We start from the raw sequence: 24449 nt of genomic DNA, 5'->3' as shown, positions 1-24449 counted from the left end.
GCCTGCTCGCAATCGCCGTGGACACGCGGTGTCCGATACCGTCACCGACCGTCACGCTCGGGCGATTCCGGGCGGTTCGCGGCGGTTCCGGCCGGTTCGCGGCGCTGAGGCGGCGTCATCCGGCGCAATCCGCGTGACGCTATCGGTCGTTTCCGCGCGGACGTAGACTCGAGGTTCCGATGAGCTCCGCGGCTCCCAGACCTCCAGGAGTCCATCTTCGTGACGACGAACGACCACGACCGCCATCTCGCCTTCACGCGTGCCGAGCCCGGCGCCCAGCCGCCGATGCGCATCTCCGATGCCTCCGAGCTCGTGCTCGTGACCTCGCCGGCCCGCGATCCGCGGTTCGACCGCGACGACGTCGTGATGCGCAAGGGCCAGTACGCGCTGCGCAACGGCCACCTCACGCCGCGCGAGTCGATGATCGAGGACCTCTGCGCGATCGGCGGCGCCCTCGACGCGGCCGGCATCGGCTACCTGCTCGTCCGCGGCAACGACGAGCGCCTCGTGCTCGCCCTCGACCGCGCCGACCGCAAGGCCGCGACGCGCGCGTTCGCCGCGGCGTTCGCGACCGAGCCGTTCTACGCCGAGACCGTCGAACCGGACCGCGGCGGAGACGCGTACCCCGTGCTGCTCGCCGACGGCCGCCTGTCGGGCCATCGCAAGGCCTCGGTCGTGAAGGTCTACCGGCCGCGGGTCGAGCCGGTCGGGCGCCTCCGCTACGGCGCCGAGACGGGCGTGCAGCTGGAGTTCTGGCGCTTCGGCGACGACACGATCGAGGCGCCGAACGAGAACGCGCTCATGCGCCGCACGCTCCCCCGTTCCGAGGCGATCGACGACGTCGTGCACCTCCACGGACGCGACTGGCCCACGCTCGAGCACATGTTCGCGCCGCTCGCGAGCGACGTCGACTTCGACATCGACCTCGTCTTCTCGTGGGTCGACGGCTCGAGCGACGACTTCGTGCGCGAGCGCGCCAAGCGCATGGCCAGCTACGTCGTGGGCGAGGGCGACGACTCCGAGGCCCGCTACCGGCAGATCGACGAGCTGAAGTACGCCCTGCGCTCGGTGCACCTGTTCGCCCCGTGGATCAGGCGCATCTTCATCGCGACCGACTCGCCGGCGCCCGAGTGGCTGGCGCGGCATCCGAAGGTCACGATCGTGCGCAGCGAGGAGATGTTCGCCGACCCGTCGGTGCTGCCCACGCACAACTCGCACGCCGTCGAGAGCCAGCTGCACAACATCGAGGGGCTCGCCGAGCACTTCCTCTACTCGAACGACGACATGTTCTTCGGCAGGCCGGTCTCACCCGACCTGTTCTTCTCGCCCGGCGGCATCACGAAGTTCGTCGAGGCGGCCACCCGCATCGGGCTCGGCGACTCGCACCCCGGGCGTTCCGGGTTCGAGAACGCGGCCCGCGTCAACCGCGCCCTGCTGCGCGAGCGCTTCGGCAAGGTCACGACGCGCCACCTCGAGCACTGCGCCGCCCCGCTGCGCAAGTCGGTCATGGCCGACCTCGAGGCCGCGTTCCCCGAGGAGTTCCGGCGCACGGCCGCGAGCCGCTTCCGCTCGGCCACCGACATCTCGGTCACGAACTCGCTCTACCACTACTTCGCGCTGCTCACCGGACGCGCGGTCGTGCAGACCGATGCCCGCGTCAAGTACGTCGAGACCACGCTGAACCGCGCGCTGCCCGCGATGCGCCGCCTGCTGAAGCGGCGGGATCAGGACATGTTCTGTCTGAACGACGGCAGCAGGCCCGAGATCTCGGTCGAGGAGCGCACGACGGCGGTCACCGAGTTCCTCGAGCACTACTTCCCGTTCCCCGCTCCGTGGGAGAAGGCGGATGCCGCGGGCCGCCCGCTCCCCGCGAGCACCGCCCCTGCCGGCGCGCCGTCCGAGCCCGCGCCCGCCCCCGACCTCACCGCCTGAACCGAGGCCGCCGCGTGCGGAACTCCGGATGGCAGCGCCGGCTCGCCGCGGATCCGCACCGGATCGCGGCGTGTCCGCGCCGGCGTCCGGAGTTGTGCAGCAGCCGCAGGCCGTCAGCCCGCGAGCACCGGGATCGGCATCGTGAACGGCGGGTCCTTCGGCACCGGGGGCGCCGCGGCATCCGCGATCGTGATGCCGTCGGCCGCGAGGCGGCGGGCGCTCTCGTCGGCGTCGATCCAGTCGAGGGCGGGCGTCGCGCCGAGCGGCACCACCGAGTGCAGCACGGTCGAGGGGTACACGTGCACGAGGTTGAAGGCCTGCGCCCCGTCGCGGCCGCGGGTGCCGCCGACGGGCACGTTGAGGTCCTGGGTGTAGCAGCTGGCCGATGCGACCGACACGGGCACGCCCGCGAACGTCGCGGTCGACGAGTAGTGCAGGTGGCCGGCGATGATCGAGCGGATGTCGCTGCCCTCGACGACCTCGGCGAGGCCGGACTGGTCGCGCAGCTCGACCGATACCGCCAGATCGAGCACGCTCGGCACGGGAGGGTGGTGCATCGCGAGGATCGTGCCGTGCGGGGCCGGGATCGAGAGCTCCTCGGCGAGCCAGTCGAGCTGGTCGGGCGAGATCTCGCCATGGTGGTGGCCGGGCACGGTCGAGTCGAGCGTGATGATGCGCAGGCCGTTCACGTCGTCGACGCGGTCGACCGAACGGGTGCCGCCGACCTCGTCGTCGAGCAGCCCACGGCGGAACGCGGCGCGGTCGTCGTGGTTGCCCATGACCCAGATGACCTGCGAGCCGAGCCGCTCGGCCACCGGGTCGACGATGCGGCGGATGCGGTCGTACGCGTCGGGCTCGCCCTTGTCGGCGAGGTCGCCCGTGAACACGATCGCCTCGGGGCGCCCGCCCGAGGCCTCGAACTCGTCGAAGAGCGTGCGCAGGTGCTGTTCGCTGGAGACGCGGTCGTAGAGGCTCCCGCCGCCGGCGAGCAGGTGCGTGTCGCTGATGTGCAGCAGGAAGTGGAGCGGCCGCGGGTATTCGGCGATCCGGGTGTTCACGAGGGAGTCCCATCGTTCGGCTTCGACGCACGACGTCGGGCGTCGCGCTCAACCTAGCCGACCACGCGAATCTGAACGACGCATGAAGACGGAATGTGGCCGAGTCGAAACCTGCTCGACGGGTTCCGATCGAGCGGATGCCACGGCGCGCACCGAAGCGAAGGGCGCCCAGTGTGCGGCATCCGTTCGTCGAACGCAAGGGGATGCGAGGCATCCGGAACTTCGGAATGGTGGGTGGTTCGTGATCGCAGAGGAGGAGCACATGCTCACACTGACCGAGAACGCCAGCACCGTCGTGAAGGAGATCGTCTCCGGCAACGGCGCACCAGACGGATCGGGGCTGCGCATCAACACGCGGGACCCTGGGGCGACCGAGTTCGCGGTCGCGATCGTGACGACGCCGAACGAGACCGACGAGGTCATCGAGCAGTCCGGCGCGCGGGTCTACCTGGGCGAGGCCGCGGCCGCGGCGCTCACCGACAAGACGCTCGACGCGAAGGTCGACGAAGAGGGCCGGGTCGCCTTCGAGATCAGCCCGCAGCGCTGACGGCGCGCGCGTGACGGATGCCGCGGGGCGCGAGCCTCGCGGCATCGTCGCGTGTGCGGGACCGGCCGGGGCCGGTGGCGCGCCGCGCCGAGGCAGGCCGGGCGAGGCAGACCGACGGCGCCGATCCGCTCCGGCCTCAGGCGGCGGGCGCCTCGTCGACCGGTTCCGCGCGCGGCGAGGCGCCCTGCCCGAGACGACGGGCCGCCGCGTGCACGGCGAGCAGCAGCACCGCCCCGATCGCGTAGCCGACCAGGTCGAGCGGGTCGAACGAGCTGCCGAACACCAGGCGCAGGGGCGCCACGGCGTCGACGATGTGCGCCGGGATGCCGGTGAGCTGCAGCAGCTCGACCGCGGCCGAGACGCCGAAGCCGGCGACGGCCACGATCCACGAAGGCAGGCGGGGCCACGCGATCGCGATGACGAGTCCGACGAGGCAGGCGTAGAGCGCGCTGCCGGCGAGGTCGACGGCGACCGTGCGGTCGAGCAGCTGCAGGGCCAGGCCCGCGAGCAGCACGACCGCGGCGGCCGCGGCGAGGATCAGCCGCACGTGCGGTTCCGGATCGCTCGACTACTCGTCGCGCGGGCCCTTGTGGCGGGGCTTGCGCGCCGGGCGATCGTCTGAGGCTCCGCTGTCGCTCCCGCCGTCGTACGAGCGCGCCGGGCGGTCGTCGCGATCGCCGGAGGAACGGCGCGGCTTGTCGTCGCGGTCGCCGTACGACCGACGCGGCCGGTCGTCGCGGTCGCCGGAGGAACGGCGCTGGCCGCCGTCGCGCCCGCCGTCGCGACGCTGGGGCGCTCCGCGGTCGGGGCGCAGCTCGATGAGCCGGCCGCTGATGCGCGTGCCGTCGAGGCGCTCGAGGGTCTCACGCGGCAGGTCGGCGGGCAGCTCGACGAGCGAGAAGTCGGGACGGATCTGGATCGCGCCGAAGTCTTCACGACGAAGGCCGCCCTCGTTGGCGAGCGCGCCGACGATCTGGCGCGGCTCGACCTTGTGGCGGCGCCCGACAGCGATGCGGTAGGTCGCGAGCTGGGGGCCGCCGCGCGAGCGACGGTCGCCGCCGCGGTCGTCGTCGTAGCGTCCGCCGCGCGAGCCGCCGTCTCGTGCGCCGCGGTCGTCGCGGTCGCGGCTGCCGCGGTCGTCGCGGTCCTTCCACTCGCGCGCGGGCCGCACGGGCTCGGGCTCGAGCAGCAGCGGCGACTCGCCCTGCGCGACCACGGCGAGGGCCGCGGCCACGTCGACCTCGGGCACGTCGTGGTGCTTCATGTAGTGGCCGATGATGTCGCGGAAGCCGTCGATGCGTTCGCTCTGCTCGAGTGCCGCGGTGATGCGGTCGTCGAAGCGCGAGAGGCGGGTGACGTTGACGTCTTCGACGCTCGGGAGCTGCATCTGCGTGAGCTCCTGGCGGGTGGCCTTCTCGATCGCCGAGATGAGGCGGCGCTCGCGGGGCGTCGCGAAGCTGATCGCGTCGCCGGTGCGCCCGGCACGGCCGGTGCGGCCGATGCGGTGCACGTACGACTCGGTGTCGGTCGGGATGTCGTAGTTGACCACGTGCGAGATGCGCTCGACGTCGAGGCCTCGGGCCGCGACATCCGTCGCCACGAGGATGTCGAGCTTGCCCGACTTGAGCTGGTTGACCGTGCGCTCGCGCTGGGCCTGGGCGATGTCGCCGTTGATGGCCGCGGCGGAGTACCCGCGTGCCCGGAGCTTCTCGGCGAGCTCTTCGGTGACGCTCTTCGTTCGCACGAAGATGATCATGCCCTCGAAGTTCTCGACCTCGAGGATGCGAGTGAGGGCGTCGATCTTCTGCTGGTGCGCGACGACGAGGTAGCGCTGCGTGATGGTCGAGGAGGTCGTGGTCTTGGTCTTGACCGTGATCTCTTCGGGGTCGTTCAGGTACTGCTTCGAGATGCGACGGATCGCCGACGGCATGGTCGCCGAGAACAGCGCGACCTGCTTGTCGTCGGGCGTGTCGGCGAGAATCGTCTCGACGTCTTCGGCGAAGCCCATCTTGAGCATCTCGTCGGCCTCGTCGAGCACGAGGTACTTGAGCTCCGAGAGGTCGAGCGTGCCCTTGTCGAGGTGGTCCATGATGCGACCGGGGGTGCCGACGACGATGTGCACGCCGCGGCGCAGGGCCGAGAGCTGCACGCCGTAGCCCTGACCGCCGTAGACGGGCAGGATGTGCACGCCGCGCATGCGCGACGCGTACTTCTCGAAGGCCTCGCAGACCTGCAGGGCGAGCTCGCGCGTGGGGGCGAGCACGAGCGCCTGCGGGGTCTTCTGGGACTCGTCGAGGCGCGCGAGGATGGGCAGCGCGAAGGCGGCCGTCTTGCCAGTGCCGGTCTGCGCCAGGCCCACGACGTCGCGCCCTGCGAGGAGGGTCGGAATGGTGGCGGCCTGGATGGCCGAGGGGGTCTCGTAGCCGACATCGGAGAGGGCCTTGAGCACGGCGCCGTCGAGTCCGAGGTCGGAGAAGCTGATCGCGGCGGGCTCTTCAGGAGCCTCGGCCACGACGGGGTTTTCGCCGGAAGTCACATTTCAGCCTAGACCTACCGCCTGTGAGACCTCCGGGTGCGCGCTGGGCGAGGCGGGCGGTGATACCGTGGCGCGGATTTCATCGCCGAAACACGCCCGAGAACGAGGACCGATGCCCCGCCCCGACGAACCCGCCACCGCCTCGACCGACGGCGTCCGCGCACCCCGCGTCGTCGCCGAGCGCGAGCTCACCGCGCCCGTCGCCCTCTGCGGCTCCGACGGGCGCCTGAACCCCGCGGCCGTCGGCTGGACCCGCACGCCGCTGCACGACACCTCGGGCATCGACGGCCGCCGGGTCTGGGGCCGCAACAAGCGGTGGGAGTACTGGGGCGTCATGACGCCGACGCACGTGCTCGCCGTCACCGTGTCGTCGCTCGACTACGCAGCCGTGAACGCCGTGCTCGTGCACGACCGCCGCACGGGCGAGACGATCGACCGCACCGCGATCGTGCCGTTCGGGCGGGGCGTCGTGCTGCCCGCGTCGCTCGGCGACGGCCCTGCATCGGCGCGCGGCGGCCGGCTCGCGATCGACATCGAGGACGTGCGGCGCGACGGCGTCGACGGCACGCTGCTCACGGCCGCAGTCACGGCCGCGGCCACCGGCGCCGAGGGCGTGCGGTTCGAGGTGTTCGCCGAGCGCCCGACGGGGCACGAGGCCCTCGGCGTGGTCGTGCCGTGGTCGACGAAGCGGTTCCAGTACACGGTGAAGGATGTCGCGCGCCCGGCGACCGGGTGGCTCGAGGTCGCCTCGGCCGCCGGGGTCGAGCGCACCGAGCTCGCGGAGGGCGAGAGCTGGGCCGTGCTCGACCACGGACGCGGCCGCTGGCCCTACCGCATGGCCTGGAACTGGGGCGCCGCCTCTGGCACGGTCGACGGTCGCGCGATCGGGCTCCAGCTCGGCGGCAGGTGGACCGACGGCACCGGTTCGACCGAGAACGCCGTCGTCGTCGACGGTCGCCTGCACAAGATCGGCGAGGAGCTCGACTGGGCGTACGACGAGGGCGACTGGCTGGCGCCGTGGCGCGTCCACGGCGCGACGGCCGACCTGCGTTTCGAGCCGTTCTGGGATCGGGTGAGTGCGACCGAGCTCGTCGTCTTCGGCTCCCACGGGCACCAGTGCTTCGGCTCCTGGTCGGGTTGGGTCGAGGTCGACGGCGCGCGCCTCGAGGTCGACGGGCTGGTCGGCTGGGCCGAGGAGGTCCGCAACCGCTGGTGAGCAGGTGCCGCGAGCCGCCGCCGTCGCGTCGGCCGGCGCGCGGCATCCGTCACCGCACCGCCCGCATGCCCGAGCGGATGCCGCCCGCTACGGCTTCTTGCGACCCTTGCCCCGCCCGGGGTGGTCGTCCCCGGCCTCGTCGGACGGGGATGCCGTCGGTTCGGGCGACGGTTCGGGAGATGCGTCGGGCGCGGGCTCCGGCGCGGCGGCGGGTTCGTCGGGTGCGTCGTCGGCCGTCGCGTCGACGACGGGGTCCGCCGGCGCGGGCGTCGCGATGGGGATCCGCGTGGGCGTGGGCGGCGTCGACGCTCCGGGCGCGGGCGTCGGGCGCGGCGCTTCGACCGTCGACGCCGCAGGACGGTCCTGGGCTCCGGCCGGACCATGCAACAGGGCGACCGCGCCGACGACGAGCGCGACGACGGCGACCGCCGAGGCCGCACCGAACGCCGCGGCGCGATGCGACCCCAGCCAGGCGGCGACGGCTTCGCGCACCGCCGCGGCACGTGCGGAGAGCGCCCGGAACGCGATGGCGGTCGGCGACGTGGGCTCGGCGGCGCGACGCCCGCGCCGCCGCGTGCGGACAGGCGGCGTGCCGGGGGCGTCGCTCATGCAGCCTCGATTCGTCGAGGACCCCGCGTTCGGGGGCCGCGTTCGAGGATACGTGGAGGCAGGGCGCGCACGCATCCCACGGCCGGCCACGACGTCGGTCGTCGAAGCGCGAACGGTTGCCGCGGGCGGCCGCCCTCGGCATCCGTCACCGCCGGCTACAGCGCGAGCAGCCGCTCGGTGTCGCCGAACACCTCGAGCCCCGCGCACGCCGCCGTGCCCGCGAGCAGCACCCGGCCGTCGTGGTCGACGTGGCGGAAGGCGATGCTCGCGTCGAGCGTCTCCTCCACCCGCTGGTGCATCGCGGTGCGCAGCGGGGCGTGCAGCAGTCCGCCCCGCACGCGCTCGGCGTCGAGCTCGAGCACGCCGTCGGGCCCGGTGACGCTCCACCGCACGTGCGTGTCGTCGATCGAGAGTCGCGTCTCCTTCGAGCGGTTGTACGTGGTCCACCGGTGCAGCCGCCCGCCGTGCCTGAGGCCGATGATCGAGCCGCGGAACGCCCGCCCGAGCCACGGGATGATCGCGATCGAGGCGATGAGCGAGGCATCCGTCCCGTCGCCGACGTCGGTGTCGAGGTGGTTGCTCGCCATCCAGACGTACCCGGCCGGGAACGCCTTGCCCCAGTCCTTCTCGAGGTAGCCGCGGCCGCCGTCGAAGCTCGTCGGTCGCCCCTCGACCTCGATCTCGCCGGTGAGGCCGTGGCCGAACGAGACGATGCCGTGGAAGCACTCCATGGCGGGCACGAGGCCGTACCAGCCCATGATCCCGGGCTCGCGCGCGGTGACCGGCCACGGTTCGAGCGGCGTCGCGTACGCGATCTCCCCGCGCAGCTGCGGCAGGTCGAGGGTCATGCCGCGGGGCGAGAAGCGGTTCGGGCCGACGCGCACGTCGAAGTCCCGATCGGATGCCGCGAACTCGCCGACTTCGTAGCGGTGGTACCAGCTGCGCCCCGTGAGCCCGTCGAGCACCTGCACGAACGCCTCGTCGGTGCTCGCCCCGCCTTCGCCGGCCCGGGCCTCGGTGGCGGCTTCGGAGCCACCGCCGATGCCCCTGAACACTCCGGGGATCACCGCCCAGCGCTGCGTGCGGTCGGCCGAGACGACCTTGTTGTACCAGCCCTCGAAGTACCCCTTGGTCACCCCGTCGCCGTGGAAGGCCTCGGGGTGCCGAACTCCTCGCACATACGCCGCCGGGCTCCGCATGCGCCGAGCATAGGGCCGATCAGGTCGGCAGGGAACGGGTCCGGGTCGACGCGAAGACGATCGCCCACGTCGCGAGCAGCAGCACCGTGAGCAGCAGGCCGAGGTCGTCGATGCCGATCGAGGCCATCCACTCGAACGGCTGTCCGAACCCGAGGTGCACGACGAGCACCTCCGAGAGCTGCACCATGGCGATGACGACGGCGACGACCACCGACAGCAGGGTCATCGCGATGCCGTACCGGGCGCCGATCCGCTGCGGCGGGTCGGGCTCAACGGTCTCGACCGCCGGGACCGCAGCCGGCACGGGCGGCTGCGGCGGCTGCGGCGGCTGCGGCGGCTGCGGCGGCTGCCAGGTGTACGCCCGCCGCATGACGGCGCCCTGGGTCGTGTCGAACGCGCTCATCCCAGCCGCGAACAGGATCGGCAGGGTGAGCGCGGCCCACCACGGCACGGCCGCCAGGGTCGAGGCGCCCGCGAGCGCGAGCAGCCCGATCTCGGTCGCGGTGTCGAACCCGAGGCCGAACAGCAGTCCGACGCCGTACATGCGCGACGGGCGGTCGACGAGCCGCTCGAAGGGGCCGAGCAGGCGCAGCATCGCACCGCCCCGCGTGCGATCCCCTCGGGCCATGGCGCGGACCGACGCGACGTTGATCGCCGCGATCACGAGCAGGAAGACGCCGGAGACCGTGGGCCCGATGACCCCCGTCCACGCGTGCAGGGCCGAGGCATCGTCGGCCAGTGAGGCGCTGACGGCCGTGATGCCGAGGGTCAGCAGCACGCAGAGCGCGACCACGATCGTCGAATGCCCCAGCGAGAACCAGAACCCGACCGTGCTCGCCGGCCGACCGCGTTCGGCGAGGCGACGCGTGGTGTTGTCGATCGCCGCGATGTGGTCGGCGTCGAAGGCATGCCTCACCCCGAGCGCGTAGGCCGCGAGGCCGACGCCCAGGGTCACGATCGCCGTGCCGTCGCCGCCGCCGAGCGGGATGCCGGCCGGCGCCACGGCCAGCAGCAGCACTCCCCAGCCGACGACGTTCAGGGCGACGATGAACGTGACGACGGCGATCGTGCCGCGCCGGGACCCGCGCACGATGCCGCGACCGGTGCCGACCCGTCGGGGTGAGCTCATCGATCCCGCGTCCCTTCGCTCGGCGTCATGCTACGCCGGGCGAAGGGAGCCGCACTGGCCCGATCGGGCAGCCGTCAGTGCGTCGAGGAGGCCGTGGTCTCGGACGTCTCGTCGTCGGCCGGGCCGGTGACGAAGGTCGGGCCGCCCGCGTCATCCGCTCGCTCGTCCTCGGTGACGAGGTGGTGCCGACGCTCGAGCGCGGCCCCCTCGACGTCGACGTCGGGCATGATGCGGTCGAGCCACTTCGGGATCCACCAGGCCGAGCGGCCGAGCAGGTGCATGATCGCGGGCATGAGGAGCATGCGCACGACGAACGCGTCGACGAGCACGCCGAAGGCGAGGCCGAAACCGACCGAGCGGATCATGGTCGAGTCCGAGAACACGAACCCGCCGAAGACCGAGACCATGATGAGCGCAGCGGCCGTCACGACCGAGCGGCCGGCGCGGAAGCCCTGCGCCACCGCGAGCTTGGCCGACGACCCGTGCACGTACGCCTCCCGCATGCCGGTCGCGAGGAACAGCTGGTAGTCCATCGCGAGCCCGAACAGGATGCCGACGAGGATCACGGGCAGGAAGCTCAGGATCGGGCCGGTGCTGATGCCGAGCGGGTCGGCGAACCAGCCCCACTGGAACACCGCGACGATCGCGCCGTACGTCGCGAACAGCGACAGGATGAACCCGCCGGTGGCGATGAGCGGCACGAGCAGCGAGCGGAACACCAGGATCATGATGAGAAGCGACAGCCCGACGACCACCGTGAGGTAGAGCGGCAGCACGTCGGACAGGCCCTCGGAGATGTCGATGTTGATCGCGGTCTGGCCTGCGACGCCCAGCGGGATGTCGCCGTTCACGGGCGGCAGGTCGCGCAGGTCCCGCACGAGCTGCTCGGTCGACTCGGCGCTCGGGCCCTCGGCCGGCACCACCTGGAACGCGGCCAGGGTGTTGTCGTCGGACACCGCGATGGGCGCGACGGCCACCACGTTGTCCTGCGCGGCGAGCGTCGAGGCGACGTCGACCTGCAGCGCGAGCACCTCGTCGTCGGTCGTGCCCTCGGGCAGCTGCGCCGTGACGAGCAGCGGGCTGTTCGCCCCTGCTCCGAACTGCTGCTCGGCGACCGTGAACGCCTCGTACGACGACGAGTCGTGCGGTTCGGTCGAGCCGTCGGGCAGGCCGACGCGCATCGAGAGGGCCGGGATCGCGACGACGAGCAGGGCGACGATCGCGACGACCCCGGTGAGCACGGCACGCAGCGTCGACATGGGCTTCACGACGGGCGGCTCGTGCCGGTTGCCGTCGCCCAGGTGCGCGCGCACCTTGCGGCGGAGGATCCGCATGCCGAGCAGCCCGAGCAGGGCGGGCGTGAGGGTCGTCGAGATGATCACGGCGACGAACACGGCGACCGCGCCGACCGTGCCCATGAGCCCGAGGAACGGCACGCCCGTGATGTTCAGGGCGAGCAGGGCCACGATCACCGTGGTGCCGGCGAAGACGACCGCGTTGCCCGAGGTGCCGTTGGCGAGCCCGATCGACTCGACGACCTCGGCGCCCTGGAGGAGCTGCTTGCGGTGCCGGTTCACGACGAAGAGCGAGTAGTCGATGCCGACCGCGAGGCCGAGCATGACGGCGAGCATCGGCGTGACCGAGGCCATGTCGACGACGCCCGAGAAGGCGAGCGATCCGAGGATGCCGACGGCGACGCCGAAGATCGCGGTGACGAGCGGCAGCGACGCGGCGATGACCGAGCCGAGCATCACGAGCAGCACGATGGCGGCGATGATGAGGCCGACCGCCTCGCCGACGCCGAAGATCTCGGGGATGCCCTGCGAGATGTCGGTCGAGAACGAGACCGAGACGCCTTCGATGGGCTCGGACTCGAAGTGGTCGATGACCGACTGCTTCGACTCCTCGGAGAGGTCGAGGCGCGGCTCGGTGAACGACACGCTCACGAGGGCGGTCGAGCCGTCTTCGGAGACGAGGCGGATGCCGTCGGCGTACCCGGCGAGCTCGGTGCCGAGTTCGAGCTGCTCGGCCTGGGTCGCGAGCTCGTCGCGCCCGTCGTCGAGCTGCTGCTGCTGGTCGTCGAGGGTCGCGCGCTGCGCGTCGAGCTGCGCCTGCTGGGCGTCGAGCTGCGCCTGCTGCGCGTCGAGCTCGTCGGTCGGGGCGCCGGCGGCCTCGGCCTGCTGGCGCCCGGCGTCGAGCTGGGCCTGCGCGGCGTCGAGCTGGGCCTGGCCGGCCTCGAGCTGCGCAGATCCGGCGTCGAGCTGCTGCTGGCCCGCGTCGAGCTGGGCGGTGGCGTCGTCGATCTTCGCCTGGCCGTCGGCGAGCTGCTGCTGCTGGTCTTCGAGCTGCTGCTGCGCCTCGAACGGGTCGATCACGTCGGCGACGTCGACGAGGTCGCTCTGGTCGGCCACGAGCGCGCTGATCTGCGCCTGCTGGTCGGCGGTGAGCGCCGACCCGTCGTCGGTCGTGAACACGACGGTTCCGGATGCCCCGCTGAACTCGGGCAGCTCCTGCTCGAGTTCGGCGATCACGTCGCCCGAAGCCGTGCCGGGCACGTCGAAGCTCGTCGCGAGCCCCTTGAAGCCGACGAGGAACGCGCCGACGGCGATGGCGAGCACCACGAGCCAGGCGCCGATGACGACCCAGGCCCGTCTCGCCGAGAACTTGCCCAGTCGGTACAACAGCTCTGCCACGTCGTGTCCTCTCATCGCGATCGCCGGCACGATCGACCGTGACATCATACGAGACGGACCGTCTCGTCTTTCTGTGAGTAGCATGTGCAGGTGTCCGAGCATCGACGTGGTCCGGTCCGCAGCGAAGCCGCGCGGGTCGCCATTCTCGAGGCCACCGCACGCCTGTTCGAGACCCGCGGCTACGACCAGCTCACCATGGAGGGCATCGCCGCCGAGGCCCACGTCGGCAAGCAGACCATCTACCGCTGGTGGCCTTCGAAGAGCGCGGTCGTCGCCGACTGCATGGTCGAGGGCCTGCTGCTCCGCGAGTACATGTCGCCGCCCGACACCGGCGACCTCCGCGCGGATCTCACGGTCTGGGTGGGCGGCATCCTGCACTTCCTCGAGAGCGGCGGATCCTCCCTCGTGCGATCGCTCGTCGCGGCGGCCATCGACCAGCCGAGCATCGGCGATCGCCTCGGCGAGGCGCTCGGCATCAACCACCTGCTGAACGCGCGACTCGAGTCCGCGGTCGGGGCCGGGCAGTTCTCGCCGACGCGGCCGACGCAGCCCTTCGGCCGGGCCCTCGTCGGCGCGATCGTGCTCCTCGCCCTGGCCGACGAACCGGCCGAGCCCGGCGCGGCCGAACAGCTCGTCGACGCCGTGCTGGGCTGACGAGCGCGCTGACGCGGGCGCCGACGTCCGGGCGCGACGACTCACAGCACCTTGCCATTGGCTCGGGCGACGCCGACTGCCAGAGTGAAGACGAACGCACGTCGTCTTCATGAGAAGGAGCACTCGTCGCCATGCAGCACAAGCCCGTCACCCCGGCCATCGAGCAGGCGCATCGCGCGCTGCTCGAGAGCCTTCCGTTCGATGACACCGCCGACTTCGAGAACGCGGACCGCGGGTTCCTCGGCACGATCGACCCGGGCGTCATCACGGCCGCCGACGGGTCCGTCGTCTGGAACGCCGACACGTACGCGTTCCTCGAAGGCGATGCCCCCACCTCGGTGAACCCGAGCCTCTGGCGGCAGTCGACGCTCGTCGCCAAGCACGGCCTCTTCGAGGTCGTCGAGGGCATCTACCAGGTGCGCGGCTTCGACCTCTCGAACATCACCTTCGTCGAGAGCGACAACGGCGTCATCGTCATCGATCCGCTCATCTCGACCGAGACGGCCGCAGCGGCCTACGCGCTCTACCAGGAGCACCGCGGCGAGCGCCCCGTCGTCGCGGTGATCTTCACGCACAGTCACGTCGACCACTTCGGGGGCGTCTTCGCCGTCGCATCCACCGAAGACGCGGCATCGGGCAAGGTCACCGTCATCGCGCCTGAGGGCTTCCTCGAGCACGCGGTCGAGGAGAACGTCTACGCGGGCGTGGCCATGGCCCGCCGAGCGGCCTACATGTACGGAGCGGCGCTCGAGCGCGGACCGCAGGGGCAGGTCGGCGCCGGTCTCGGCCAGACGACCTCGACGGGCGAGGTCGGCATCGTCGTGCCGAACCTCGACATCACCACCACCGGCGAGACCCACGTCATCGACGGCATCGAGATCGAGTTCCAGATGGCGCCGGGCACCGAGGCGCCCGCCGAGATGCACTTCTACTTCCCGAAGTACCGCGCCCTCTGCATGGCCGAGAACGCGACCCACACGCTGCACAACCTGCTCACCCTCCGCGGTGCGCTCGTGCGAGACCCGCACGTCTGGAGCCAGTACCTCACCGAGGCCATCGCCGACTTCGGCGACCGCAGCGACGTCGCATTCACCTCGCACCACTGGCCCACCTGGGGGTCCGAGGAGATCGTCGAGTTCCTCTCGACGCAGCGCGATCTCTACGCCTACCTGCACGACCAGACGCTGCGCCTGCTCAACAAGGGCTACACGGGCGCCGAGATCGCCGAGATGATCGAGCTGCCCCCGGCCCTCGAGAACTCGTGGAACACCCACGGCTACTACGGCTCGATCAGCCACAACGTCAAGGCGATCTACCAGCGCTACATGGGCTGGTTCGACGGCAACCCCGCTCGGCTCTGGCAGCACACCCCGTCCGAGGGCGCGAAGCGGCACGTCGAGGCCATGGGCGGCCTCGACCGCGTGGTCGAGCTCGCGAAGGCCGCGTTCGACGAGGGCGACTTCCGCTGGGCCGCGACGCTGCTCGACTACGCGATCTTCACCGACGACGGCCACGCCGGTGCGCGCGACCTCCAGGCCGACACGCTCGAGCAGCTGGCCTACGGCAGCGAGAACGGCACCTGGCGCGACTTCTTCCTGTCGGGCGCGACCGAGCTGCGCGAGGGCAACTTCGGCACCCCGACCGTGACGTCCGCTCCGGCAGTGCTCGCGCAGCTCTCGCCCCAGCAGCTGTTCGACTCCCTGGCGCTCTCGATCGACGGCCCCAAGGCCTGGGATCTCACCCTCGCGATCGATGTCACCGTCACCGACCTCGACGCGAACTACCGCCTCTCGCTCCACAACGGCGTGCTGATCCACGAGCAGCGGGCCGCGGCCGACGACGCCGACACGACGCTCACGCTCACCAAGGCGCGGCTCATCCAACTCGCGGCAGGCGGCGACACGACCAGTCCCGGGGTGGAGATCACGGGCGACCCCGGCACGCTCCAGGCCCTGCTCGGCGTGCTCGACCCCGGCGACACGACGTTCAACATCATCACACCGTAGCCCGCTCGGGGCTGCGGATGTCGCGGGGCGTCGACCGATCCGGTCGGCGCCCCGCCTCGCGCCATCGCCGGGCGGCACGGCAGACTGGGTGCGTGGCCGCCTGGGTGCTGCACGTCGACCTCGACCAGTTCATCGCTGCGGTCGAGGTGCTGCGGCGCCCCGAACTGGCCGGACTCCCGGTGATCGTCGGCGGCCGCGGAGACCCGACCGAGCGAGCCGTCGTCTCGACGGCATCGTACGAGGCACGCGCCTTCGGCGTCGGCTCGGGCATGCCGCTGCGCATCGCGGCGCGAAAGGCGCCCGACGCGGTGATCCTCCCGGTCGACCACGACGCGTACACCGCGGCATCCGCCGCGGTCATGGCCACGCTGCGCGACCAGCCGGGGGCGACCGTGCAGGTGCTCGGCTGGGACGAGGCATTCCTCGGCGTCGACACCGACGACCCCGAGGCGTACGCCGACGCGGTGCGGCGGGCGGTGCTGGAGCGCACGCGACTGCACTGCAGCGTGGGCATCGGCGACACGCTCGTTCGCGCAAAGGTGGCCACCGGGTTCGGCAAGCCGCAGGGCGTGTTCCGACTGACGGCCGAGAACTGGCTCGAGGTCATGGGCCATCGGCCGACGATCGAGCTGTGGGGCGTCGGCTCGAAGATCTCGAAGCGCCTCACGGCGCTCGGCATCTCGACGGTCGCCGAACTCGCCGCGGCCGAGCTCGACCCGCTCGTCGCCGAGTTCGGGCCGCGCATGGGGCCCTGGTATCGCGAACTCGGCCAGGGTGAGGGCTCTCGGGTGGTCGACGACACCGAATGGGTCGCCCGCGGCCACAGCCGTGAGACGACCTACCAGCAGGACCTCGTCGAGCCCGTCGAGGTGGAGGCGGCGCTGCGGGTGCTGGCCGAAGCGGTGCTCGACGACGTCGCCGCCGAGGGAACGCCCGGTGATGCGGCTCACGCTGAAGGTGCGGTACGCGCCCTTCCTGACGAAGACGTTCAGCCGCAAGGTGCCCGAGACCTCCGATCGCGGCGAGGTGCTGGCGCGCGTGCAGCGGTTCGCGGCCGACCGGATCGAGCAGGGAAGGCCGATCCGACTGCTCGGGCTCCGGGCGGAGATGCCCATGCCCGACGACGCCCGCGACGGGCACACGCCGACCCGCGGCGGGTGGTGACGCGCCCCGCTTCGGCCGGGACCCGCTACGAGCGGGTCGCCACGCGCATCCGCGCGTCGTCGGGGCTGATGCGCTGGATCAGGCCCGAGAGCTCGGCGTGCAGGTGCACGAGCTCGTCGACCTCGACGCCGAGCGCCGCGACGACCTGCTCGGGCACGCGTTCGGCCTGCTCGCGCAGGCGGCGGCCGTCGTCGGTGAGGCGGAGCGCGAGCTGGCGCTCGTCGTGCGGCGACCGCTCGCGCGTGACGAGGCCCGCCGCCTCGAGGCGCTTCACGAGGGGCGACAGGGTCGCAGGCTCGAGGCGCACGAGGCCGGCGATGTCGGCGAGGGCGAGCGGCTCGTGCTCCCACAGCGCGAGCATCACGAGGTACTGCGGATGCGTCAGCCCCATGGGCTCGAGGATCGGCTTGTACGTGCCGATCACGAGGCGCGAGGCGACGGCGAGCGCGAAGCAGAGCTGGCGGTCGAGCGCGAGCGGGTCGACGACCTCGGCCGCGTCGGCCGGGCGCGCCGGGCCGTCTGGTTCGGTTCTGGCTTCGGTGGCGGCGGCATCCATATTCGTTAGTATACTAATTGTTATGGCACGAAAGAATGAGGACGCGGCGGAATGGACGCCCGAACGCGGGCTCAACCCGCTGAACCCGTTCCTCGGCAAGCGAGGCTTCTACAACGCCTTCAATCGCATGATCTTCCGGTTCACCGGCCCCGCCCAGGTCGGCATCGGCCGACCCGAGGCGCCCTACGTGCCGCCCGCCGACCCGCGGTGCCCGCTCTGCGGCGGACTCATGGCCGACCACCGCATCGACCGCTCGGGCGAGCGCACGCAGGTGCACTGCCCCACTGCCGGCTAGCGCCGCAGCACCGCTGACACGCGAACGGCCCGGCTGGAGCCGGGTCGACCACCACCCTCGTCGAAGGGCGGTGACCGGCCGAGCCCCAGCCGGGCCGATTCGCGTCAGATGCCGAAGATCGTCCAGTGCGCCGAGCTCGAAGCACCCGGTTCGAGCACGATCAGGTCGGTGCCGGAATTGAACGCGTCGGGCGGGCAGGTCATCGGCTCGACCGCGAGGCCGGTGCGCCCGCTGCCGTCGGCCGTGTGCACCTGCACCCACGGGCACTCGCGCCCCCAGGCCATGCCGACGCCGCGGCCGTCGTCGGCGGTGACCGTGACCTGGACGGCGCCGTGGGCACCGGCCGTGTCGTAGGCGAGGCCCGTGAACGCGTGGTCGATCTCGGTCGAGCCGATGCGCCGCGGCATCCTGAAGTCGAACGATCCGCCGTCGCGGGGCGCGTCGACCGCGGCCAGTCCCGTCGGGATGAGCCGGTCGGGCGTGACCTCGAGCACCTCGGCCGCAGGCAGCGTCAGCGTCCAGTCGTCGACGAGGCCGTCGCCCGCCACGAGGTACGGGTGCGGGCCCGTGCCGTAGGGCGCGGCATCCGGCCCCACGTTCGTGGCGGTGACCGTGGTGTGCAGGCCGCCGGCGTCCACGCGGAAGTCGACCGAGATCTCGACGCGGTGCGGGTAGCCCGCCTGCGCCTCGATCGTGGCCGTCAGCACGACGCGCGCGCTCTCGCGGAGCACGGGCGTGAAGTCGAGCCACGCCGCGAGCCCGTGCAGCGCGTGGCCGCGGTCGGGCTCGGTGAGCGGCAGCTGCTCGTCGACGCCGCCGAAGCGGTAGCGCCCGTCGGTGACGCGGTTCGGCCACGGCACGAGGGTCACGCCGCGGTACGCCGGGCGCACCTCGTCGGCCTCGAACGGCACGACGAGGTCGCGGCCCTCGAAGGTGAGCGAACGCAGCGAGGCTCCGATGCTGGCGATGGTCGCCTCGTATCCGTGCGCGGCGATGGTGTGCTGGTGCCCCGAGAGCGCGAGTTCGGCTCCCACTTACAGGCCCTGCGCGAGACGGTAGTACGCCTGGTTCCAGCGCACCTCGTGCTTGAAGCCGGGCAGCGTGGTCTCCTCGTCGATCACGAGCAGCTCGACCTCGGCCATCTCGGCGAAGTCGCGGAACACCTCGATGCCGACCGCGGTCGACATGACCGTGTGGTGCGCGGCGCCGGCGGTGAGCCACGCGGCGGCGCTCGTGCGGAAGTCGGGGGCCGGCTTCCAGACGGCACGGCCGACGGGCAGGTTCGGCAGCGACTCGCGCGGCGGCACGTTCTCGACGACGTTGGCCGTGAGGCGGAACCGGTCGCGCATGTCGCTCATCGCGACGACGACGGCGGGGCCGGGGTCGGCCGTGAAGACGAGGCGCACGGGGTCGTCCTTGCCGCCGATGCCGAGCGGGTGCACCTCGAGCGTGGGCTTGGCGGAGGTGAGCGAGGGCGAGACCTCGAGCATGTGCGCGCCGAGGATGAGCTCGTCGCCGGGGGTCATGTCGTAGGTGTAGTCCTCCATGAGGCTCGCGCCGCCGGGCAGGCCCGCGCCCATGACGTTCGCGATGCGCACGAGGATCGCGGTCTTCCAGTCGCCCTCGGCGCCGAAGCCGTAGCCCTCGGCCATGAGGCGCTGCACCGCGAGGCCCGGCAGCTGCTTGAGCTCGCCCAGGTCCTCGAACGACGTGGTGAACGCGCCGAAGCCGCCCTCCTCGAGGAACGAGCGCAGGCCGATCTCGATCGCGGCGCCGTCGCGCAGCGACTGGTGGCGCTCGCCGCCCTTACGCAGCTCGGGCACGACGTCGTACTCGGTCTCGTAGACCGCGACGAGCTCGTCGATCTCGGCCTCGGATGCCGCGGCGACCGCCTCGGCGAGCTCGTTGACGCCCCAGGTGTTGACCTGCACGCCGAACCGCAGCTCGGCCTCGGTCTTGTCGCCCTCGGTGACGGCGACGTAGCGCATGTTGTCGCCGAAGCGCGCGAGCTTCAGGTCGCGGCTCGCAGCGAGGCCGGCCGCAGCACGCTGCCAGGTGCCGAGCTGCTGCTGCACGACCGGGTCGCTCGCGTGGCCGACGATCGTCTTGCGGGGCACGCCGAGCCGGGTCTGGATGTAGCCGAACTCCCGGTCGCCGTGCGCGGCCTGGTTCAGGTTCATGAAGTCGAAGTCGATGTCGGCCCATGGCAGCTCGACGTTCGCCTGCGTGTGCAGGTGCGCGAGCGGCTTCTGCAGCGCGTCGAGACCGGCGATCCACATCTTGGCCGGGCTGAACGTGTGCATCCAGGCGACGAGGCCGATCACGTTCGGGGCGGCGTTCGCCTCGAGGGCGACCTGCTTGATCGCGGCCGAGTCGGTCAGCACGGGCAGCCAGACGATCTTCACGGGCACGTCGGATGCCGCATCGAGCGTCGCGGCGATGGCCTCCGACTGCTCGGCGACCTGTGCGAGGGTCTCGGGGCCGTAGAGGTGCTGGCTGCCGGTGAGGAACCAGACCTCGTACTGGTCGAGCGAGGTGTTCAGGGGCGTGCGGGTCATGTTCGTTTCCTTCTGGTGGGAGCTGGAGGTCAGAGCGCTTCGACGGCCGCGGCCTCGGCGGCGAGGCCGGCCCGGTAGCGATCGAGGTAGGCGGCGAAGCCGGCGACATCCGTCGGCTCGGGATCGGCGGTCGTGACGCCCGCGTCGGCGAAGACGCGGTCGTTCAGGTAGGTGCCGAGGTCGATCGCGTGCCCGTCGTGCGCGCTCGCGGCCGAGAGGTACGACGCGAGCACCGCAATGCCCCACGCACCGCCCTCCGAGGCGGTCTCGCCGACGGCGACCGGCGCGTCGAGCGCTCCGGCGAGGAACCGCTGCGCGACGCCCGCCGTGCGGAACATGCCGCCGTGCGCGAACATGCGGTCGAGCTCGACGCCCTCGCCGTCGAGCACGCGCATGCCGAGCGCGAGCGTGCCGAACACGCCGTACAGCTGCGCACGCATGAAGTTCGGCAGGGTGAGCCGGCTGTCGGGCGTGCGCACGACGAGCGGACGCCCCTCGTCGAGTCCGGCGATGGGCTCGCCCGCGAGGTGGTTGTAGGCGAGCAGTCCGCCCGCGTCGGCCTCGCCCTCGAGGGCGGCGGCGAACAGCGCCTCGAACACGGCGTCGGAGTCGATCGGGGTTCCGGATGCCGCGGCGAACTGCCCGAACACGCCGGCCCAGGCCGCCAGCTCGCTCGCACCGTTGTTGCAGTGCACCATCGCGACCGGGTCGCCCGCGGGCGTGGTCACGAGGTCGAGCTCGTGGTGCGCGTGTTCGAGCGGGCGCTCGAGCACGACCATCGCGAAGATGCTCGTGCCCGCGCTGACGTTGCCGGTGCGCGGAGCGACCGAGTTGGTCGCGACCATGCCCGTGCCGGCGTCGCCCTCGGGCGGGCAGAGCAGCGCGCCGGGCTTGAGCCGGCCGGTCGGGTCGAGCAGGGCCGCGCCGCCTGCGGTGAGCACGCCCGCCGGAACGCCCGCCTCGAGCGACTGGGGCAGCAGCTCGACGAGCGGCTTCGGCAGCCGATCGCCCACCAGCGCGTCGTACGCGGCGACGAGCGCGGCGTCGTAGTCGTGCGTCGCCGCGTCGATCGGGAACATGCCGGAGGCATCGCCGACGCCCAGTACCTTGCGGTCGGTGAGCTTCCAGTGCACGTACCCGGCCAGGGTCGTCACGAAGCGGATGTCGGGCACGTGCGTTTCGGCGTCGAGCACCGCCTGATGCAGGTGGGCGATCGACCAGCGCAGCGGGATGTTGACGCCGAAGCGCTCGCTGAGCTCGGCGGACGCCGCCCCGGTCGACGTGTTGCGCCACGTGCGGAACGGCACCAGCAGCTCGCCCTGCGCGTCGAACGCCAGGTAGCCGTGCATCATCGCCGAGACGCCGATGGCGCCGAAGGTCTCGGGCGTCGCGTCGTAGCGGCGGCGCACGTCGGCGACGAGATCGGCGTACGAGGCCTGCAGGCCCGACCAGACGGCGTCGAGCGAGTAGCTCCACCGGCGATCTGCGGTGAACTCGTTCTCCCACTCGTGGCTGCCGACCGCGAGCACGTGCGTCGGGTCGTCGGCGTCGACGAGGCAGGCCTTGATGCGGGTCGAGCCGAGCTCGATGCCGAGCGACGTGCGGCCCTCGAGGATGGCCGCGCGCGCGGCATCCGCTTCGGGGCCCTGGGGTTCGGTGCTCATCGTCGGGCATCTCCGCTCTGTCCGTAGACGTTCTGGTACCGGTCGTACAACCGGTCGATCGCTTCCTGCGGGATCGGGACCAACGGGCCCGCCTCACGTGCCAGGTGCACCGTGCGGGCGACATCCTCGACCATGACCGCAGCCTTGACCGCGTCCTTCGCCGACGCACCGATCGTGAACGGCCCATGATTGGCCATCAACACCGCCCGGCTGCGGTGACCAGTCAGGGTCTCCACGATGCCCCGACCGATCGAGTCGTCACCGATGATCGCGAACGGACCCACCGGGATCGGACCACCGAACTCATCGGCCATCGCCGTGATCACGCACGGGATCGGCTCATGCCTCGCCGCCCACGCCACCGCATAGGTCGAATGCGTGTGCACCACACCCCCGACCTCGGGCATGTTCCGATACACGTACGCATGCGCCGCCGTATCCGACGACGGAGCCCGCTCAGCACCCGGAGTTCCCTCGATCACGTTGCCGTCCAGATCGCACAGGATCATGTTCTCCGGAGCCAGATCGTCATACGACACCCCCGACGGCTTGATCACGAACAACTCCGCACCCGGCACCCGACCCGACACGTTGCCACCCGTCCACACCACCAAGCCGTACCGCGTCAACTCCGCATGCAACTTCGCGACGTCTGCGCGGACGCGGGCGATGGCGAGTTCGGTCTCGGGATCGAAGGCCGGGGTCGTGTCGCTCATGCCGTCACCACGCCTGAAACGGTACTGCGATCCGATGCGGTCCGACACCGGGCGGGCTCTGCGGTTCGGTCGGGCATCGATGCCCGGGGTGCTGCACTCACGGCGTTCGTCCTCCATTGCGACCGGTCGCGGCATCCGCCACTGTGACCGGTCACATTCTGCCTCGGCCGAGGCTCGGAGTCAATCCGCGAGCCCCGGGCCGAACCGGGTCAGAAGGGATACACGCCCGGTCCGCTGCTCGTCGTCGTCAGACGGATCTCGGTGAAGTCCTCGATCGAGTAGTGACCCGACCTGCCCCATCCGCTGTCCTTGACCCCGCCGACCGGAAGGGCGGCCTCGCTCGCCATGGTCGGCGCGTTCACGTGCACGATCCCGGTGTCGAAGCGCTGCGCCAGATCCAGGCCCCGCGCCCGATCCCGCGTCATGATCGACGCGCTGAGACCGTAGCGCGTGGCCTGCGCATCGCGGAAGGCCGCCTCGGGGTCGTCGAAGGCCTCGACCACGAGCAACGGGCCGAACGTCTCGTCGGCGCCCGTCGTGCAGATCGCGTCCGACGGCACGTGCGTGAGGATGGTGGGCTCGTACACGCGCCCCTCGGCGCGCCCGCCGGTGACGAGGGTCGCTCCGCGATCGAGCGCATCGCGCACCCTGGCCTCCGTCTGCTCGACCGCGCGGTCGTCGATCAGCGGGCCGATGACGACCGCAGGATCCGTCGGATCGCCGGTCTTCAGCGACCGCACCCGATCGACGAGCCCCGCGACGAACTCGTCGTGGAGCGACCGGGCGACGTACACCTTGCGGGAGTTCATGCAGACCTGACCCTGGTGCAGGAACGCCCCGAACGTCACCGCCTTGATCGACTCGTCGATATCGGCGTCGTCGAGGACGATGACCGGGTTGAAGCCGCCGAGCTCGAGCACCATGCGCTTGAGCGAACGCCCGGCCCGCTCGCCGAGGATGCGGGCCGTGCGGTCCGACCCGGTGAAGTTGATGCAGCGCACCGCCGGGCTCTCGAAGAATTCGAGGTAGGCCTGCAGCTCGTCGGGGATGTCGTACTTGCCGAAGCCCTTGCGCAGCGCATCGAGCACCTCCGTCATCGAGGCGGTGACGTGCTGCATGTCGATCACCTCCTGGCTCAGCCGGTAGATGCGCTCGGCGACGGCGGCGTCGCCGCTGAAGACCTGCCGCTCGATCTGCTCCTTGTCGACCGCGAGCCCTTGGAGCACCGGCGCGTAGCCGTCGACGATCGCGTCGAGCAGTCGGTAGACGACGGCCTCGGGTCCGAGTCGCAGCAGCGGCGCATCGGCGAGGAGGGTGCGCTCCCGGCGATCGGAGCTCATCACCTCGCTCTCGTCGAAGTCGGTGCCGTCGGTACCATCGATCCACCGCTTGTCCTGGCAGAGCACCGCGACCGCGCCGGGGCGCACCAGCATGTGGAACTCCGCGAAGTCGACCTCCTCGGACTCGTCGAGGTACCGCGCCGACCGCACGACGAGGAAGAGCACGTCGCCGTAGCGGTCGAGCTTGGGTCGCTGGTGCGCGTGCAGCAGGTCTTCGACGAGCAGCGGATGCAGGTGCCAGGCGTCGGCCAGCTCGGCCACGGCGCCCGGGGTCGGCGCCGGGTAGAAGAACATCGCCATGCGGTCGGATGCCGCTTCGGCGAACCGGAGTCCGTCGGCCACGCTCGACCCGTCGGGTGCGGCTTCCGGGCGGCCGTCGGTGACGTACCGGGTGAGGTGCGGCATCTCCGCGGGAGGCAGGGGGTCCGCGAGCCCCGCTCGCCGCCGCCGGAGTTCCATGCGACGCACCGGCGCCGCCTCACCGCGTTCCTGGACCATGCGGCACCCCTCCCCGGCGATGCTCGCCAGACTACGCCTGTCGTCGTTCCGGGCACGTCGGCCCGTGAAGCCCGGGCGA

At 71.6% G+C, this 24449-nt stretch carries 19 protein-coding genes and 1 pseudogene; 7 read left to right on the top strand and 13 right to left on the bottom strand.

The window, feature by feature from the left end:
* Nucleotides 1-285 precede the first annotated feature (285 nt).
* Entirely contained in the window at nt 286-1932 is a 1647-nt protein-coding gene (locus tag BM342_RS03410) for a stealth family protein (protein WP_092966455.1), read from the top strand.
* A 113-nt stretch (nt 1933-2045) separates the two neighbouring features.
* Here the strand turns inward: BM342_RS03410 and BM342_RS03405 are convergent, their stop codons facing one another.
* Nucleotides 2046-2990 carry a phosphodiesterase gene (locus tag BM342_RS03405; RefSeq protein ID WP_092964090.1) on the bottom strand — a complete coding sequence of 315 codons (945 nt, stop codon included), beginning with the start codon at nt 2988-2990 and terminating at the stop codon, nt 2046-2048.
* A 262-nt stretch (nt 2991-3252) separates the two neighbouring features.
* On the opposite strand from BM342_RS03405, the gene BM342_RS03400 reads away from it, so the two are divergent.
* A complete protein-coding gene (locus BM342_RS03400; RefSeq protein ID WP_092966453.1) occupies nt 3253-3537 on the top strand; it encodes a hypothetical protein in 285 nt (94 codons plus the stop codon).
* A 136-nt stretch (nt 3538-3673) separates the two neighbouring features.
* On the opposite strand, the gene BM342_RS03395 is transcribed toward BM342_RS03400, so the two are convergent.
* Both BM342_RS03395 and BM342_RS03390 read right to left on the bottom strand, forming a co-directional pair.
* Nucleotides 3674-4084, bottom strand: coding sequence for a ribosomal maturation YjgA family protein (locus BM342_RS03395; RefSeq protein WP_092964089.1), 411 nt, complete (start codon nt 4082-4084; stop codon nt 3674-3676).
* 21 nt (nt 4085-4105) lie between these two features.
* Nucleotides 4106-6073, bottom strand: a complete 1968-nt coding sequence (locus BM342_RS03390; RefSeq protein ID WP_177232044.1) for a DEAD/DEAH box helicase — start codon at nt 6071-6073, stop codon at nt 4106-4108.
* 112 nt (nt 6074-6185) lie between these two features.
* On the opposite strand from BM342_RS03390, the gene BM342_RS03385 reads away from it, so the two are divergent.
* A complete protein-coding gene (locus tag BM342_RS03385; protein ID WP_092964087.1) occupies nt 6186-7289 on the top strand; it encodes a DUF2804 domain-containing protein in 1104 nt (367 codons plus the stop codon).
* Between the two features lie 87 nt (nt 7290-7376).
* On the opposite strand, the gene BM342_RS03380 is transcribed toward BM342_RS03385, so the two are convergent.
* From BM342_RS03380 to BM342_RS03365, 4 genes are all read right to left on the bottom strand, one after another.
* Nucleotides 7377-7898: a hypothetical protein gene (locus tag BM342_RS03380; protein ID WP_092964086.1), complete on the bottom strand. Its 522-nt coding sequence runs from the start codon at nt 7896-7898 to the stop codon at nt 7377-7379.
* A gap of 155 nt (nt 7899-8053) precedes the next feature.
* Nucleotides 8054-9097 carry a tocopherol cyclase family protein gene (locus BM342_RS03375; RefSeq protein WP_092964085.1) on the bottom strand — a complete coding sequence of 348 codons (1044 nt, stop codon included), beginning with the start codon at nt 9095-9097 and terminating at the stop codon, nt 8054-8056.
* Between the two features lie 19 nt (nt 9098-9116).
* Nucleotides 9117-10226, bottom strand: coding sequence for a HoxN/HupN/NixA family nickel/cobalt transporter (locus BM342_RS03370; protein WP_092964084.1), 1110 nt, complete (start codon nt 10224-10226; stop codon nt 9117-9119).
* A gap of 74 nt (nt 10227-10300) precedes the next feature.
* Nucleotides 10301-12919 carry an MMPL family transporter gene (locus BM342_RS03365; RefSeq protein WP_092966451.1) on the bottom strand — a complete coding sequence of 873 codons (2619 nt, stop codon included), beginning with the start codon at nt 12917-12919 and terminating at the stop codon, nt 10301-10303.
* Nucleotides 12920-13009: 90 nt separating this feature from the next.
* Between BM342_RS03365 and BM342_RS03360 the strand changes: the two genes are divergently transcribed.
* From BM342_RS03360 to BM342_RS03350, 3 genes and pseudogenes are all read left to right on the top strand, one after another.
* The gene (locus tag BM342_RS03360) at nt 13010-13573 is read left to right on the top strand and encodes a TetR/AcrR family transcriptional regulator (RefSeq protein WP_177232043.1); all 564 of its coding nucleotides are present in this window, start codon (nt 13010-13012) and stop codon (nt 13571-13573) included.
* Between the two features lie 131 nt (nt 13574-13704).
* The gene (locus tag BM342_RS03355) at nt 13705-15579 is read left to right on the top strand and encodes an alkyl/aryl-sulfatase (RefSeq protein WP_092964082.1); all 1875 of its coding nucleotides are present in this window, start codon (nt 13705-13707) and stop codon (nt 15577-15579) included.
* 104 nt (nt 15580-15683) lie between these two features.
* Nucleotides 15684-16743: pseudogene (locus BM342_RS03350) on the top strand (DNA polymerase IV).
* A 25-nt stretch (nt 16744-16768) separates the two neighbouring features.
* On the opposite strand, the gene BM342_RS03345 reads toward BM342_RS03350, so the two are convergent.
* Entirely contained in the window at nt 16769-17299 is a 531-nt protein-coding gene (locus BM342_RS03345; RefSeq protein WP_092964081.1) for a MarR family winged helix-turn-helix transcriptional regulator, read from the bottom strand.
* A 22-nt stretch (nt 17300-17321) separates the two neighbouring features.
* On the opposite strand from BM342_RS03345, the gene BM342_RS03340 reads away from it, so the two are divergent.
* Nucleotides 17322-17594, top strand: coding sequence for a hypothetical protein (locus BM342_RS03340; protein WP_092964080.1), 273 nt, complete (start codon nt 17322-17324; stop codon nt 17592-17594).
* Between the two features lie 104 nt (nt 17595-17698).
* On the opposite strand, the gene BM342_RS03335 is transcribed toward BM342_RS03340, so the two are convergent.
* From BM342_RS03335 to BM342_RS03315, 5 genes are all read right to left on the bottom strand, one after another.
* Nucleotides 17699-18628, bottom strand: coding sequence for an aldose 1-epimerase family protein (locus BM342_RS03335; protein ID WP_177232042.1), 930 nt, complete (start codon nt 18626-18628; stop codon nt 17699-17701).
* On the bottom strand, nt 18629-20152 hold the full coding sequence (gene araA, locus BM342_RS03330) for an L-arabinose isomerase (RefSeq protein WP_092964079.1): 1524 nt from the start codon (nt 20150-20152) through the stop codon (nt 18629-18631). It abuts the gene before it with no gap.
* Nucleotides 20153-20181: 29 nt separating this feature from the next.
* Nucleotides 20182-21816, bottom strand: coding sequence for a xylulokinase (locus BM342_RS03325; RefSeq protein WP_092964078.1), 1635 nt, complete (start codon nt 21814-21816; stop codon nt 20182-20184).
* On the bottom strand, nt 21813-22532 hold the full coding sequence (locus BM342_RS03320; protein ID WP_092966447.1) for an L-ribulose-5-phosphate 4-epimerase: 720 nt from the start codon (nt 22530-22532) through the stop codon (nt 21813-21815). Before BM342_RS03320 ends, BM342_RS03325 begins: the two co-directional genes overlap by 4 nt.
* A gap of 209 nt (nt 22533-22741) precedes the next feature.
* Nucleotides 22742-24370, bottom strand: a complete 1629-nt coding sequence (locus BM342_RS03315; protein WP_177232041.1) for an aldehyde dehydrogenase family protein — start codon at nt 24368-24370, stop codon at nt 22742-22744.
* Nucleotides 24371-24449 lie beyond the last annotated feature (79 nt).

Origin of the sequence: Agromyces sp. CF514 (assembly GCF_900113185.1) — a bacterium.
Classification (GTDB): Bacteria; Actinomycetota; Actinomycetes; order Actinomycetales; family Microbacteriaceae; genus Agromyces.
This window is presented reverse-complemented; position numbering and strand designations above follow the sequence as displayed.